At 59.9% G+C, this 14443-nt stretch carries 13 protein-coding genes and 1 pseudogene; 7 read left to right on the top strand and 7 right to left on the bottom strand.

Annotated elements, in window-relative coordinates:
* Positions 1-592 (bottom strand): annotated as a pseudogene (locus ACRXB1_RS15260) (ATP-binding protein); the annotation flags it as partial.
* 109 nt (positions 593-701) lie between these two features.
* On the opposite strand from ACRXB1_RS15260, the gene ACRXB1_RS15255 reads away from it, so the two are divergent.
* Complete coding sequence (locus ACRXB1_RS15255) at positions 702-2414, top strand: tetratricopeptide repeat-containing glycosyltransferase family protein (protein WP_449492454.1); 1713 nt, start codon at positions 702-704, stop codon at positions 2412-2414.
* Positions 2415-2472: 58 nt separating this feature from the next.
* On the opposite strand, the gene ACRXB1_RS15250 is transcribed toward ACRXB1_RS15255, so the two are convergent.
* Complete coding sequence (locus ACRXB1_RS15250; protein ID WP_082771453.1) at positions 2473-2676, bottom strand: cysteine-rich CWC family protein; 204 nt, start codon at positions 2674-2676, stop codon at positions 2473-2475.
* 205 nt (positions 2677-2881) lie between these two features.
* Between ACRXB1_RS15250 and argB the strand changes: the two genes are divergently transcribed.
* Complete coding sequence (gene argB / locus ACRXB1_RS15245) at positions 2882-3781, top strand: acetylglutamate kinase (protein ID WP_060817518.1); 900 nt, start codon at positions 2882-2884, stop codon at positions 3779-3781.
* Positions 3778-4542, top strand: a complete 765-nt coding sequence (locus ACRXB1_RS15240) for a pyrimidine 5'-nucleotidase (RefSeq protein ID WP_062168600.1) — start codon at positions 3778-3780, stop codon at positions 4540-4542. Before argB ends, ACRXB1_RS15240 begins: the two co-directional genes overlap by 4 nt.
* Positions 4543-4575: 33 nt before the next feature.
* On the opposite strand, the gene ACRXB1_RS15235 is transcribed toward ACRXB1_RS15240, so the two are convergent.
* Together ACRXB1_RS15235 and ACRXB1_RS15230 are read right to left on the bottom strand one after the other, a co-directional pair.
* Positions 4576-5598: a hypothetical protein gene (locus ACRXB1_RS15235; RefSeq protein ID WP_075359076.1), complete on the bottom strand. Its 1023-nt coding sequence runs from the start codon at positions 5596-5598 to the stop codon at positions 4576-4578.
* Positions 5599-5694: 96 nt separating this feature from the next.
* Positions 5695-6702 carry a hypothetical protein gene (locus ACRXB1_RS15230; RefSeq protein WP_449492453.1) on the bottom strand — a complete coding sequence of 336 codons (1008 nt, stop codon included), beginning with the start codon at positions 6700-6702 and terminating at the stop codon, positions 5695-5697.
* A gap of 393 nt (positions 6703-7095) precedes the next feature.
* Between ACRXB1_RS15230 and metX the strand changes: the two genes are divergently transcribed.
* From metX to ACRXB1_RS15210, 4 genes are read left to right on the top strand one after another with little or no spacing between them, the layout of a single operon-like run.
* On the top strand, positions 7096-8241 hold the full coding sequence (metX, locus tag ACRXB1_RS15225) for a homoserine O-succinyltransferase MetX (protein WP_449492452.1): 1146 nt from the start codon (positions 7096-7098) through the stop codon (positions 8239-8241).
* Positions 8238-8846 carry a methionine biosynthesis protein MetW gene (gene metW, locus ACRXB1_RS15220; protein ID WP_062168593.1) on the top strand — a complete coding sequence of 203 codons (609 nt, stop codon included), beginning with the start codon at positions 8238-8240 and terminating at the stop codon, positions 8844-8846. Before metX ends, metW begins: the two co-directional genes overlap by 4 nt.
* A 55-nt stretch (positions 8847-8901) precedes the next feature.
* Positions 8902-10188: an AmpG family muropeptide MFS transporter gene (locus ACRXB1_RS15215; RefSeq protein ID WP_062168591.1), complete on the top strand. Its 1287-nt coding sequence runs from the start codon at positions 8902-8904 to the stop codon at positions 10186-10188.
* Positions 10185-11090, top strand: coding sequence for a M48 family metallopeptidase (locus tag ACRXB1_RS15210; protein WP_062168589.1), 906 nt, complete (start codon positions 10185-10187; stop codon positions 11088-11090). Before ACRXB1_RS15215 ends, ACRXB1_RS15210 begins: the two co-directional genes overlap by 4 nt.
* Positions 11091-11103: 13 nt before the next feature.
* Here the strand turns inward: ACRXB1_RS15210 and ACRXB1_RS15205 are convergent, their stop codons facing one another.
* From ACRXB1_RS15205 to gatB, 3 genes are all read right to left on the bottom strand, one after another.
* Complete coding sequence (locus ACRXB1_RS15205) at positions 11104-11877, bottom strand: exodeoxyribonuclease III (RefSeq protein WP_062168587.1); 774 nt, start codon at positions 11875-11877, stop codon at positions 11104-11106.
* Between the two features lie 23 nt (positions 11878-11900).
* On the bottom strand, positions 11901-12737 hold the full coding sequence (locus ACRXB1_RS15200; protein ID WP_449492451.1) for a polyphosphate kinase 2 family protein: 837 nt from the start codon (positions 12735-12737) through the stop codon (positions 11901-11903).
* 103 nt (positions 12738-12840) lie between these two features.
* Positions 12841-14313: an Asp-tRNA(Asn)/Glu-tRNA(Gln) amidotransferase subunit GatB gene (gene gatB, locus ACRXB1_RS15195; RefSeq protein WP_375507590.1), complete on the bottom strand. Its 1473-nt coding sequence runs from the start codon at positions 14311-14313 to the stop codon at positions 12841-12843.
* Positions 14314-14443 lie beyond the last annotated feature (130 nt).

Here is a 14443-nt window from a genome sequence, read left to right as displayed (position 1 = left end):
TTTCGTCGCGCAGCAGGCGCTCCTGGGCATCGGCCAGAGCGAAATCGCGCGCTCGCAACGCCCGCGACATCCGCGCGACGAACCAGCCGATCAAACCCACGCTCACCATGAAGTTCACCCACAACCCGATCCGGAAATACTCGAACAGGTTCAGCGGATCTTCCATATTGAGCGGCACGTAGCTGACGGTGAGCAGCGCATAGCAAGCCACGGCGAACAACGCCAGCCAGACCGACAGATTCCACGGTAGCACCGCGGCCGCGATTGCCAGCGACGGCAGATACAACGTGACGAAAGGATTCGTCGCGCCTCCGCTCAGGAACAGCAGCGCGGACAACGCGCCGAGATCGACCCAAAGTTGTCCGAACAATTCGAGATTGGTCTCGGGCCGCGCGCGCATGACACGGGTCCACGTGATTGCGTTGAACATGACTTCGAGCGAAATGATGGTCAGCATTGCTGCCATCGGGAGATGCGCGCCGTAGAAAGTCTGAACGACCGCAATCGTCACCAGTTGACCGATGATCGCAAGGCTGCGAAGCCAGAAAAGGTGACCGAGATTGACGCGGCCCGTGGTCGTGATTCGATGCATTTCAGTAATCGTCGCGCTTAATTTCAGAATAGTCTAATGGCCGCGATCGATGATTTGCCGCACCATCGGATGTTGTCTCGTACAGGGCGGCCCGGCCGCACAATCATCTATGAATCGCAGCCAATCGTCCCGTCCCGACGCGCTTTTGAGCGAAACGCCACTCATTCAAGACGCCGGCCAGGAATCCATTATCTCGCGCGTCCTGCCCGCTTATCTTGAGAACGCCAAAATCGCCGGTGCCCATGGCAACCAGGCGGAGCGTTCCACGTGGCTGCATGCTGCAACGCTGCTCGAACCCGCGCGCGCGGAAACCGTGCTGGATCTCATCGACTCGTTGTTGAAACAGAAGCGCCTTGCCGAGGCCATCCAGCTTGGCGCGCAACTCGTCAATACCCATCCGCAACATGCGCTCGCGCTTTGGCATCTGGGTTATGCCCTTCAGCTCGCCAACCGTCACGCGGAAGCCATCTCGTTCTACGAACGCGCACATGCCATCGATGCATCCGTCCCGACCCTGCGCAATAACCTGGCCGTCGCCTACGAAGTCACCGGCCGTGAATCCGATGCGCTGAAGCTTCTTGAAGAAGCCGTAGCCGCAAATTCTTCGGATATCGAGGCATGGACGAATTTGACGCGGATGTATCCGCGCCGCCAGGAGCTTGAGCATGCACTCGCGGCGGGCAAGCGCGCGGTCCAGATCGATCCGGCGAACGCACTGGCATTGTCCAACTACAGCCTTGCGTTGAAAGAGGCGCAGCGCTGGGAAGAGGCGACTGAGGCCGCCAAGGCCGCGGCTGACATCGCGCCGCAAGTGGCGCGACTTCCGTTCAACTTGTCCATTCTCGATCTCGTGCAGGGCAACTATGCGCGCGGTTGGGCCAATTTCGAAGCGCGTTGGGACGGGTCCAGCGAGTTGCGCAATTCATATCCCGAATTCAATGTGCCGCGCTGGAACGGAGAATCGTTGAAGGGCAAAACATTGCTGCTGTGGGGCGAACAGGGTTTCGGCGACGCGCTGCAGTTTTCACGCTTTGTCCCCATGCTGACGAAGAAAGTGAACGCTCAAGGCGGCAATCTTGTTTGGGCCGCGTTCAAAGCCGTATATCCGCTGATGGCGCGCCTGGCGCCAAAGAACGTTGAATGCGTGCCACACGACAGCCCGCTGCCCGAGTTTGATTTTCATTTCCCGCTGCTGAGCCTGCCACTGCATTTCGGCATTGAAGAGGACACGATTCCGTCGAAAAAGGCCTATCTCGCAGCCGACGCCGACCTCGCCGCCGATTGGCGCACTGAGTTCGCCGCCGACAAACGCCTGCGCGTCGGCCTCGTATGGAGTGGCAGCGAGAACCATCAGCGCAATATGTTCCGCAGCGTGGGTATCGACCGGTATGCGCAGGCGTTCAGGGGTATCGAAAACGTCGCGTTTTTCTCGCTGCAAAAAGATGCGTCGGGCGCGGTATCGACGGCTCGGGACGGCGGTTTCGAAATCGCTGATCGCACCGGAAAGTTCGAAACCTTCGACGACACCGCTGCGTTCATCGATTCACTGGATCTCGTGATCACCGTATGCACGAGCGTGGCGCATCTGGCTGCCGCGCTCGGCAAGCCGACTTGGATTTTGCTCGACGTCAATCCCCACTGGGTCTGGCAACTGGAACGCACGGACAGCCCGTGGTATCCGACAGCCAAGCTGTATCGGCAGCAAAACTTCGGGCAGTGGGAGCCGGTCATGAGCGACGTCGCCCGCGATCTGGCATTGCTCGCGGCGACGCACACCGGCGCGGCGCCACGCAAGCGCATGGCGAAGAAAACCTCCGCGTAAGGCGTCTGGCGGGTTTCAGCCACGCGCAAACGGCGATTCGGGCAACCGGGTCGCCGTTTTATTTTTGCACGATGCGACCGATTTTCTCGCTCAAGCACGCGGGACAAAGACACGTCAGCCGAGGCTCCAAGCGGTCGGCCGGCAAGACCGGCATCGATGCGCACCAGCATGTGGCATCGCCCGACTGGCTGCCGCAACGAAAATCCGCCCCGCAGCGTGCACAATGTTGCAATGCAGAGGATCCTGAACGCGTATCGGTCATGGTATCGAGGAGAATCGAGTGAAAGCGGTTTGGCAGCTCGCGCGAACAACCTGGTTTCATGCTCCCGCCCCACACTGGAGCGGCCAGGCGCCCGTCTGCCTCCGTTGCGCAATTGCAATGGTGAATACAACGCCAAACGCCTGATGCAGCGCGTCAGTCCTGTACAATTCCGCCTGTTTAAACTGCTCTTCGCCCCATCGCCGCCATGTCCGAGCTTCCCGACCTTACGCAGATCGCGCCGACCCTGAAAGCCGAAATCCTGGCTGAGGCGTTGCCCTATATCAAGCAGTATCACGGCAAGACGATCGTGATCAAATACGGCGGCAACGCGATGACCGAGGAGCGCCTGAAACAGGGCTTCGCGCGCGACGTGATCCTGCTGAAGCTGGTCGGCATCAATCCGGTGATCGTGCACGGTGGCGGTCCGCAGATCGATCAGGCGCTCAAGAAAATCGGCAAGCAAGGCACGTTCATCCAGGGCATGCGCGTCACCGACGAAGAGACCATGGAAGTGGTCGAATGGGTGCTGGGCGGCGAAGTGCAGCAGGACATCGTCACGCTGATCAATCACTTCGGCGGTCAGGCGGTCGGACTGACAGGCAAGGACGGCGGCCTGATCCACGCACGCAAGCTGCAAATGCCGGATCGCGACAATCCGGGCGAATTCATCGATATCGGGCAGGTGGGCGAAGTCGAAGCCATCAATCCGGCCGTGGTGAAGGCGCTGCAAGACGACGCGTTCATTCCGGTGATCTCGCCGATCGGCTTCGGCGAAGACGGTCTGTCGTACAACATCAACGCGGACCTCGTTGCGGGCAAACTCGCCGTCGTGCTGAACGCCGAGAAGCTCGTCATGATGACCAACATTCCCGGCGTGATGGACAAGGAAGGCAACCTGCTGACCGATCTGTCCGCACGCGAGATCGACGCGCTTTTCGCCGATGGCACCATCTCCGGCGGCATGCTGCCGAAGATTTCATCGGCGCTGGATGCCGCGAAGAGCGGCGTGCGTTCGGTCCACATCATCGATGGGCGCATCGAGCATTCCGTGTTGCTCGAGATCCTGACCGAACAGCCGTTCGGGACCATGATCCGCTCGCATTGAGCGCGCAATCGCCACGCTCCATCAAGCGCCGCGTGAGCAAACGCGGCGCCCCCGTCTGGTTGTTCGATCTGGACAACACGCTGCATCACGCGTCGCACGAGATTTTTCCGGCGATCAATCGCGGGATGACGCAATACATCATTGACCGGCTGGGCGTTGATATCGACGAAGCCAATCGGCTTCGCACCGGCTATACCCAGCGATACGGCGCCACGCTGCTGGGCCTGATACGACATCATCAGATCGATGCCTCCGAGTTTCTGCACCTCGTGCATACGTTCACCGACCTGTCTTCAATGGTGCGCGCCGAACGCGGGTTGGCGCGGCTGTTGAACCGCCTGCCGGGTCGCAAGATCGTGTTGACCAACGGGCCTTCCGTTTATGCTCACGCCGTGCTGGCGGAACTCGGTATCGCGCGCTTGTTCGAGCGTGTGATTGCAATCGAAGACATGCAGGTGCGAGGCATGTGGCGTGCGAAGCCCGATGCGGGAATGTTGAGGCGCGCCATGCATCGTGCGGATGTCAGGCTCTCGGACGCCATTCTTGTCGAAGATACACGCGGTCATCTGAAGCGCTATAAACGCATGGGAATTCGCACGGTCTGGATCACCGGGCATTTGCCGGCGGTTCGCAATGCGAGCGACAGCGGCTTCCTGCGTTCCGCCGCGCGCGGCCGGCCGCACTATGTGGACCTGAAGATCCGGTCAATTCAAAAGCTCAGCACCGCGTCGCAAACGCTCTTTGGTCCACGCCGCCGTTGAACTGGCCGCGCGGGACAGGTTTATTTTCAACAATCAGCGAGCCGACTGCGCTCTTTCGATCTGCCTGACTTCGGCCTGCGTGGGAAATTTATCCGGCGCAAGGCGCGTTGTCGCGGGAAAACAAAAGCGGTGATCGCTGAAATCGAAAGCCGCTTTCTCGAACTTGCTTAGAAACACCATGCCCAGCTTGGACGAGTCGCCAGGCATGGCCTCGTCGAATGCCAGCCCCTCGGCCGCGATGTTCGCCAGCGATCCCGGCTTCAGCTTCAGCAGCGAATGACTGGCCTGCGATCCGCCATTGCCCGGGGGAGAGTAGTTCACCTCAGCCGCAACGGCTCCGCCTTGCCGCAGACGTATGGCGTCTGCCTGCGACAGGACACCGCTCAGGCGCCCGAGCACAAGCGTGTCCAGGTCGAACCAGACCGGCTGACCACCGAGCACGATCTGTATGCCGGGCGCGCCGCTAAGCTGCGTCTCCATGGGCACGCACGTCAACTTTTCGCGCTTTTTGGCGAAGAATACTGAATCGAAGAGATACCCACGGACATCGCCCGCCTGGCGATCCCAGATCCAGTTCAGCGTTGCGATAGCCGGCGCGCCCAGCATTCCGTCAACCTGAACGCCGAGTAGCTTGGCAGTAGGTCCGTAATCCAGCGCGGCAATGATCTTGTCGGATGGAATTTTCCAGTCCTCGCGGCTCATGGACACGCCGTCGTAGTAACCAATCTGACCGGTGAAACCTGTCCGGTCAAGAAACCATTCGCCGTTCTTTTCAAACGCAGCCCGGTCCCTGCTTGTCAGCGGCGTCAGGTCGCGTGCGGCGATGCCGGCGTCGACGGTGGTCGCGTTGTTTCCCGTCGCGAAGACCAACTGGTATGTCGACGCGCCCGCCACGACCTTGACGAGCATCGGCAGCTTTGGCTCTTTTTGAATCGGAAAGATGACGACGGCATCGTCCTGCGGCGAACAGGCGCTCAGTAAAACGCCTGCCGCAATGACCACGGCCAGACGAAACCGGAGGGTGATGGATTTCGTATGCGAATGTGATTCGATCATGGCACTCGTCACGGTTGGGCCGGTAGATGCAGCAACGGCGATCAAAGCAAAACGACGTGACCAGGCTGAATGGGAGCTCACGTCGTGCAATGCAGATCAAGGCGTGGGCAAGGCGTCAGGCGCCGTTTGCACCAGCGCGGAAAAGCAGAATCGATGCCGATCGAAGTCGAGAGCAATCTTCTCGAACTTGTAAAGAAAGCCGAGGCCGAGTCGAGCCGAGGCCACCCCGGTCTGCTGGAACACAAGCCCGTCCATGCTGAGGCTCGCCAGTGACACGGACTTCGTCTTGACCACAACGACCGGCTTCCCCTTTGCGTCGCGATCAGCACCGGGTTTGTCGATTGTCATTTCGCCGGCCAACGCGCTCAAGTAACGCAGTGTCGCGATATCGCCGACCGAGAGTCCTCCGCTGGTATTGCCTATATATCCTGTGTCGATTGTCATGACGGCCGGATGGCCATCAATCTCTATCGATATGGCGGGCGTCCCTTCGGGAAGCGTGAGCATTGGCACGCATGTCATGCCTGTGCTCTGAGCGCGGAACATTTTCGAACTGAAGCGATAGCCTTCCAGCCTGCGGTCGCGGCGATTCAGTACCCAGTTGAGCGTGGAGAGGGTCGCGGCGCCCACTGCGCCGTCCACACGCGCACCCAGATCCATCGACCATTGTGTGAGCAACGGCAAGTCGATAGCCGGCGCGATGCCGCGGGAAGCCACGGCCCACTGCCCGTAACGGAGCGCAGGCGACTCGTAATAGCGAATTGTGGCAGACCCCTCAAGCAAGGAAACGGACTTGCCAAGCGGCTCTCCGAACCGGGTCCAGGCTGACAACGCTGCGTCGCTCATGGGACGCAGATCGCGTGTTGCGGTGCGCGAATCGATGACGGTGTACGACGCACCCGTGTCGAAAACCATCCGATACGTCCGTGCACCCGCTTCAACCGACATGAATATGGGCGTCTGACTGTCCTGAATGGGCACGATCGCGACGGGCTCGTCCGTCTTGCCACAGGCGGTGAGCAGCATGGCGGCCAGCGTTCCGGTCATTAGCCACCGCAGCGTTGCGTTCTTGCGGCAGAAACGTGCGGCGAAGGGTACTGTCAAAGTCGATCCTTTGGCCCTGGATGATCTGCATTGCCCAATAAAGGCAAGATGCGCGAAACCTCGCGGATAACGGCGCGTTCATCGCAGACCGTGCCAGGATGCAGAGCAATAACCCTATCCCCGGAAACTCCTTTTCCGAATCGGACGTTTCTTAGTATTGCAACCCGACAACCTCGCGATCAGGGGCGCCGAGCGGCTCTTTCGGCTTTTTCCGATATAATCCTCCCCATGCAACATGTTTCATCGCGCCGATTTGCTGACTCGATTGCGGGCGCGCGAACCCTGACCCGGTTCACTATAAATGCGGCTAAAGAGGTTGTCAGCCGCGCTGCTTGTCTTGATCCGCGCATCGCCGACGCCGTTTAGCCGCCCTTGTTTTCTCTAGGCGGATGAATGGAATCAATCGGTATCGTCACTCCCCGGACACTGCATTTCACCGAGCCGCTGCGCATGCAGAACGGCAGTCTGCTCGGCGATTACGATCTCGTTGTCGAAACCTACGGCACGCTCAACGCCGCACGCTCCAACGCCGTGCTGGTCTGTCACGCGCTCAACGCATCGCATCACGTGGCCGGTGTTTATGCCGATGACCCCAAGAACGTCGGCTGGTGGGACAACATGGTCGGTCCCGGCAAACCACTCGACACGAACAGGTTCTTTGTCATTGGCGTGAATAACCTGGGTTCGTGCTTCGGCTCGACCGGGCCGATGAGCATCAACGCCACCACCGGCAAGCCCTATGGCGCGAGCTTTCCCGTGGTCACCGTCGAAGACTGGGTTCACGCTCAGGCACGCGTAGCGGACCTGTACGGCATCGAAACATTCGCGGCCGTCATGGGCGGAAGTCTCGGCGGCATGCAGGCGCTCGCTTGGAGCATGATGTATCCGGCGCGCGTGGCGCATTGCATCGTGGTGGCATCGACACCGAAGCTGTCCGCGCAGAACATCGCGTTCAATGAAGTCGCGCGCTTGGCGATCCTTTCCGATCCCGATTTCCACGGCGGCGATTACTACGCGCACAACGTGAAGCCGCGCCGGGGCTTGCGTGTAGCACGCATGATCGGGCACATCACGTATCTGTCGGACGACGACATGGCCGCGAAATTCGGCCGCGCGTTGCGCCGGGCTGAAGGCGCGCTGGACGCGTACAACTTCAATTTCGATGTCGAATTCGAAGTCGAGTCCTACCTCCGGTATCAAGGCGACAAATTCGCCGAATACTTCGATGCCAACACCTACCTGCTCATCACACGGGCGCTCGACTATTTCGATCCCGCCAAGGCCTTCGATGGCGACCTGACCAAATCGCTCGCGCACACGACGGCCAAATACCTGATTGCGAGTTTCTCGACCGACTGGCGGTTCGCGCCGGCGCGTTCGCGGGAACTCGTGAAAGCGCTGCTCGACCATAAACGCACGGTGAGCTACGCCGAAATCGATGCACCGCATGGCCACGACGCCTTCCTGCTCGACGACGCCCGCTATCACAACCTGATGCGCGCCTATTACGAACGCATTGCCGCCGAGGTGGGCGCATGAACCAAATCACGCTGGATTCACTTTCCCTGCGCTCGGACTTTCGGGCCATTGCGCGCTGGGTCGAGCCGAACTCGTCGGTGCTGGATCTGGGATGCGGCGACGGGTCGCTGCTCTCGCTCCTGGGCGAAGAACTCGATGTCACCGGCTACGGCATCGAAATCAATGACGCCGGCGTCCTTGCCTGCGCGCAAAAAGGCGTCAACGTCATCCAGCAGAATCTGGAAGACGGGCTGCGCCTCTTCGAAGACGGGAGCTTCGACTTCGCGATCCTTTCGCAGACCCTTCAAACCATCCACCAGACCGCCGCCATCCTGCGCGAAACCGTGCGCGTCGGGCGTGAATGCATTGTGTCGTTCCCGAACTTCGGTTACTGGCGGCACAGGCTGACCGTGCTGCAGGGGCGCATGCCGGTATCGAAGACCCTGCCTTATCAATGGCACAACACGCCGAACGTGCGTGTGCTGACCATCCAGGACTTCGAGGCGCTGGCGCCGGAAGTGGGTATCGAGATCCTCGATCGCGCCGTGCTGCATGGCGGGCAGTCGATCCGCTGGGGCGCGAACTGGCGTGGTAGCCTTGCGGTCTATCGCGTGAAGCGTAGCTGAACTGATCGCCCGTTCACCGCTTGGCGCATCGCCCACTGCATCACACTGATTTCATATGTCCAACTCGCCAAACGAGGCGCCCGCACTAACCGCTCACGAAGATCGCCCCGGCTGGCGTGCGTTTCTCAACAAACGCATGCTGATTTGCGTGTTTCTTGGCTTCACGTCGGGGTTGCCGCTTTTCACGCTCATCTACCTGGTCCAGGCGTGGTTGCGGACCGAAGGCGTGAATCTGAAGGAGATCGGCCTCTTTGCGCTGATCCAGTTCCCGTACACGTGGAAGTTCATCTGGGCGCCGCTGATGGACCGCTACGTGCCGCGGCTGCCCGGATGGCATCCGGGCCGGCGGCGCGGCTGGATGATCGTCACGCAACTGCTGGTCGGCGTGGCGATCGGAGCGCTCGGGTTCATCTCGCCGAAACAGGAAATCTGGACCGTCGCCGCGCTGACCGCGCTTGTCGCGTTTTTCGGGGCGAGCCAGGACATTGCCATTGATGCGTATCGCCGGGAACTTCTCGCCGATACCGAACAGGGCCTCGGCAACGCGGTCTTCGTGAACGCCTACAAGATCGCCGCGCTGATCCCGGGCTCGCTCGGACTGATCCTGGCGGACCATCTGCCGTGGTCCACGGTGTTCATGGTCACGGCGGCGTTCATGTTGCCGGGCGTCGTGCTGACGCTCGTGGTGAAAGAACCGGAAATACACGGCACGCCGCCCAAGAATCTGCGCGATGCGATCGTCGATCCGTTCAAGGAATTCATCGGGCGTGACGGCTGGCGCACGGCGCTGCTGATCCTCGGCTTCATCTTCCTGTACAAGCTCGGCGACTCGATGGCGACCACCCTGTCCACGTCGTTCTTCCTCGATATCGGCTTCAACAAGACGCAAATTGGTGTGATCGCCAAGACCGTGGCTTTCTGGGCGAGCATCGCGGGTGGAATCGTGGGCGGGATGTGGCTGGTGAAGATCGGTATCGGGCGCGGGTTGTGGATCTTCGGCGTGCTGCAGATCGTGTCCACGCTCGGCTTTGCGTGGCTGGCCAAGATCGGGCCCTCGCCTGTCGCGCTGGCCACGCTTTACGGCTTCGAGACTTTCGCGACCGGCCTGACCACGGCGGCGTTCGTTGCGTATATCGCGAGCACGACCGATCCGCGCTATACGGCCACGCAGTTTGCGCTCTTCACGAGCCTGGCTTCGGTGCCGCGCACGCTGGCGTCGGCATCGAGCGGCTTTATCGTGGCGCAGACGGGCTGGTTCGAGTACTTCATGGTCTGCGTGGCGTTGTCGATTCCCGGCATGTTACTGTTGCCGAAAATCGCGCCCTGGAGACTTGTCCGATGAAGGTGCACGCGTTAATCCGCGTCACGGCCTGCGCCATGACGCTTCAGGCCGGCGCGTCTTTCGCAGCGTCCGATGCAGTCTCGCAGCAGCCATACTCGGCGGCGAGCGGCCAGATTCGCTTTGGCAATGCGGCGTTGTTCCGCAACCTGATTCCATCGGCGACACTCGAACAGCAATCCGCCGATGAATATCAACAAATTCTCCATGAAGCCCAGCGCACGAAACATCTTCTCGGCGATGACAACCCGCTCGTCAAACGCGCCCGCGACATCGCGAATCGCGAGATCCCGTTTGCGCTGAAATGGAATGACCGCTCGAAGAACTGGAAATGGCAGATCAACGTGGTGCGATCGAACGAGATTCGCATGTATTGCCTGCCGGGCGGCAAGATTGTGATCTATAGCGGTTTGATCGAGCGGTTGCGGCTCAACGACAACGAGCTCGGCATGATGATCGGCCATGAAATTGCGCACGCGTTGCGTGAACACGCACGGGACCGGCTCGGGCGTCAGCAGGCCGCGCAATTGACCACGGGCACGATTCCGCCGCTGTTCGGTTTCGCCGATATCATTTCGGCGCCCTTAGGCATCGGCGAGCAATTGCTGGCCATGCGATACACGCCGGCGGATGAGACCGAGGCCGATGTGATCGGCAGCGAGATTGCATCCCGGGCGGGATACGATCCGCGCGCCGCCGTGACCTTGTGGAAAAAGATTGATTCGGCGACGAGGCGCACGCCGAACGGATTTATCTGGATGCATCCGTTTGGCGCCGATCGCGTGCACGACCTGATGAAGCGCCTGCCCGACATGATGCCGCTCTACGCCAAGGCGCTTGGCCTGACAGTCGACCAATTGCCGAACTATGCCGGGATGGGGCGCTTCAAGAAACCCAGATCGTAAAGGCGGCCCCTCCTCAAACCTTCCAGTCGTAATCGATGATGAGCGGCGCATGATCGCTGAACTTGATCTCGCGGAAGACCGAAGTCGCCGCCGCTGTATCGGCCACGCCTTTCGTAGCGATCTGGTAATCGATCCGCCACCCGACGTTCTTGGCATAGGCCTGTCCGCGATTGCTCCACCACGTATATTGCTCAGGACGCTGGTCGAGCGTCCTGAATACATCGACGTAGGATTTTTCATCGAACAGTTGGGTGAGCCATGCGCGCTCTTCCGGCAGGCAACCGGAATTCTTCTGGTTGCTCTTCCAGTTCTTGATATCGATTTCCTTGTGCACGATGTTCACGTCGCCGCACAGAATCACTTCGCGCGTCGCCGCGAGTTGCTCAAGGTGCGGCATGAATTCAGCCATGAACCGATACTTCGCCTGCTGCCGTTCCTCGCCGCTGGAACCGGACGGCACATACACGGAAATAACCGATAGATCTCCAAAGCGCGCCTCGACATAACGCCCTTCAGGATCGAATTCCTCGCTGCCGAAACCGATGATCACTTCATCCGGCTTGTGCTTTGTATAAAGCCCGGCACCCGAATAACCCTTCTTCACGGCATGCTGGAAATAACCCTGGAAACCGTGCGGCGCCAGAAACTCCGGCGTCAGATCGTCCTGCGAGCATTTGATTTCCTGCACGCATACAACGTCTGCGTCCTGTTGACCGAACCAGTCGAAGAACCCTTTCCTCGCGGCCGATCGAATACCGTTCAAATTGGCGGTGATGACACGAAACATGAAACTTCCTTATAAGTTGTTGATTACTCGACCTTGATCCCTTTCAGCGATTCCTCCGCCGGCGGATATTCGAGTTTCAAACTCTGCATGGTGCGCGTGATCAATTCGGCGACCATGACGTTACGGTGCGGTTTCGAATCAGCGGGAATGACATACCACGGCGCAAACTCGGTCGATGTCGCGCCCAAGGCGTCCGCGTAGGCTTGCTGATAGTTGTCCCACTGCTTGCGCGCTTCCAGATCGGACGGATCGAATTTCCAGTGCTTTTCCGGATTATCGATACGCGCCTGCAAACGCTCCTTCTGCTCGTCCTTCGATATATGCAGGAAGCATTTCACGATCGTCGTGCCGCTGTCGGCGAGGAGCGCTTCGAAGTTGCGGATATGCGCGTAACGGCGCTCGCATTCGTCTTTATCGATTTGCTCGAGCACGCGCGGCACGAGCACGTCTTCGTACTGGCTGCGATTGAAAACGGTCAGCTCGCCCGCGGCCGGCGCCTGGGAATGAACCCGCCAGAGAAAGTCGTGCGCGGCCTCGACTTCGGAAGGCGCCTTGAACGGCACGATCCGCAAACCGAGCGGATCGACGTCCTGGAAAATGCCGCGAATGGTGCCGTCCTTGCCGCTTGTATCCATGCCTTGCAGGATCAGCAGGACGCGTTGCTTGCGCTGTGTGTGGAGTTTGTCCTGCAATCCGTCGAGTGCTGCGTTCAACTCGCTCAAACGCGCACGGTCGTCGTCTTTCGAGCCGGAGGAGAACGGCTTCGACGCTGTGTCGATGGAAGCGAGATCAAACGTTTTGATCTTCTTGCCGTCGAAATACGGCACGCGGTAATCGTCCAGATCAGGTTTCTTGGCCACGCGCGTGCTCCCGCTCGTCGACATTCATAAAATAAAGGGTTGCTGCCAGACCAGACCAGCAGCAACCCGCGAGTACCTCAGCCGTCAGACACCGGCCTGCACATCAAGAGGATAATTTCTTCTTCAAAAGCTCGTTGACCTGCTGCGGATTCGCCTTGCCCTTGGTCGCTTTCATTGCCTGACCGATCAGCGCGTTGAACGCCTTTTCCTTGCCGGAGCGGTATTCATCCACCGACTTCTGGTTCGCGGCCATCACCTCGTCGATGATCGCTTCCAGCGCGCCCGTATCCGAGATCTGCTTCAGCCCCTTCGCTTCGATGATCCGGTCAGCCGCCGCGTCGTCAGTGGCCTTCTCTTCCCAGATCGCCTGGAAGATATCCTTGGCGATCTTGTTCGAGATGGTGCCGTCCGCGATGCGCTGAATCACGAGCGCGAGCTGCGCGGGCGAAACAGGCAAGCTCGCAATGTCCAGCGACTCACGATTCAGTTGCGACGACACTTCACCCATCAGCCAGTTGGCCGCGAGCTTGGCGTTCGCGGGCCCGACTTTCGAGACCACGTTCTCGAAATAAGCCGACATGCCCTGCGACGACGTCAGCCCGACCGCGTCGTACTGCGTCAAACCATATTGCTCGACAAAACGCGTTTGCATCGCTTCCGGTAACTCCGGAAGTTCGCTGCGAACACGCGCGATCCACGCTTCGTCGATAGCGAGCGGCATCAGATCCGGATCAGGGAAATACCGGTAATCGTGCGCGTCTTCCTTGCTGCGCATTGAACGCGTCTCACGTTTATCCGGATCGTATAAACGCGTTTCCTGCACGACCGTACCGCCGTCTTCAATCAACTCGATCTGGCGGCGCACTTCGTACTGGATCGCTTCTTCGAGAAACCGGAACGAGTTCAGGTTCTTGATCTCGGCGCGCGTGCCAAACTCAACCTGGCCGACCGGCCGCACCGAGACGTTCGCGTCGCAACGGAACGAGCCTTCCTGCATGTTGCCGTCGCAAATGCCGAGCCATTGCACGAGCGTGTGCAGGCTTTTCGCGTACGCCACGGCTTCCGCCGCGCTGCGCATTTCCGGCTCCGTCACGATCTCGAGCAGCGGCGTGCCGGCACGATTCAAGTCGATACCCGTCATGCCCGCAAAGTCTTCGTGCAGCGACTTGCCGGCGTCTTCCTCCAGATGCGCGCGCGTCAGGTTGACGGTTTTATCGTACGCGGCCTTGCCGGTTTTTTCGTTCGCCGGAACGTGGATCGTGACGCTGCCGCCTTGCACGACCGGAATCTCGAACTGGCTGATCTGATAGCCCTTCGGCAGATCGGGATAGAAATAGTTTTTGCGAGCGAAAATGCTGCGCGGCGCGATGGTCGCGCCAATCGCAAGACCCAGGCGAATTGCACGTTCAACAGCGCCGCGATTCATCACGGGCAACGAACCGGGCAACGCCAGGTCGACAGGACAGGCTTGCGTGTTCGGCTCCGCGCCGAACTGCGTGGCCGCGCCCGAGAAAATCTTCGAGACCGTCGACAACTGCGCGTGCGTCTCAAGACCGATAACGACTTCCCACTGCATAACTCAGACTCCTGCGGGTGATTGCACATGCCAGTCGGTCGCGCGCTGAAACGCGTCGGCGACCTGCAGCAACCGGGCTTCGTTGAAATAGTTGCCGATGATCTGCAAGCCGACCGGCCGCGTGGCATGA

It is taken from the genome of Caballeronia sp. M23-90 (assembly GCF_053574605.1).
Note: the sequence above shows the minus strand (reverse complement) of the source record. Positions and strands in the feature narration are given on the sequence as shown.

Excerpts from the sequence above, each read along its gene's own strand:
- metX (WP_449492452.1), top strand. The coding sequence starts at position 7,096 with ATGGAATCAATCGGTATCGTCACTCCCCGGACACTGCATTTCACCGAG.
- ACRXB1_RS15215 (WP_062168591.1), top strand. The coding sequence starts at position 8,902 with ATGTCCAACTCGCCAAACGAGGCGCCCGCACTAACCGCTCACGAAGAT.
- metW (WP_062168593.1), top strand. The coding sequence starts at position 8,238 with ATGAACCAAATCACGCTGGATTCACTTTCCCTGCGCTCGGACTTTCGG.
- ACRXB1_RS15235 (WP_075359076.1), bottom strand. The coding sequence starts at position 5,598 with ATGATCGAATCACATTCGCATACGAAATCCATCACCCTCCGGTTTCGT.
- ACRXB1_RS15250 (WP_082771453.1), bottom strand. The coding sequence starts at position 2,676 with ATGACCGATACGCGTTCAGGATCCTCTGCATTGCAACATTGTGCACGC.
- gatB (WP_375507590.1), bottom strand. The coding sequence starts at position 14,313 with ATGCAGTGGGAAGTCGTTATCGGTCTTGAGACGCACGCGCAGTTGTCG.
- ACRXB1_RS15210 (WP_062168589.1), top strand. The coding sequence starts at position 10,185 with ATGAAGGTGCACGCGTTAATCCGCGTCACGGCCTGCGCCATGACGCTT.
- ACRXB1_RS15205 (WP_062168587.1), bottom strand. The coding sequence starts at position 11,877 with ATGTTTCGTGTCATCACCGCCAATTTGAACGGTATTCGATCGGCCGCG.
- ACRXB1_RS15255 (WP_449492454.1), top strand. The coding sequence starts at position 702 with ATGAATCGCAGCCAATCGTCCCGTCCCGACGCGCTTTTGAGCGAAACG.
- argB (WP_060817518.1), top strand. The coding sequence starts at position 2,882 with ATGTCCGAGCTTCCCGACCTTACGCAGATCGCGCCGACCCTGAAAGCC.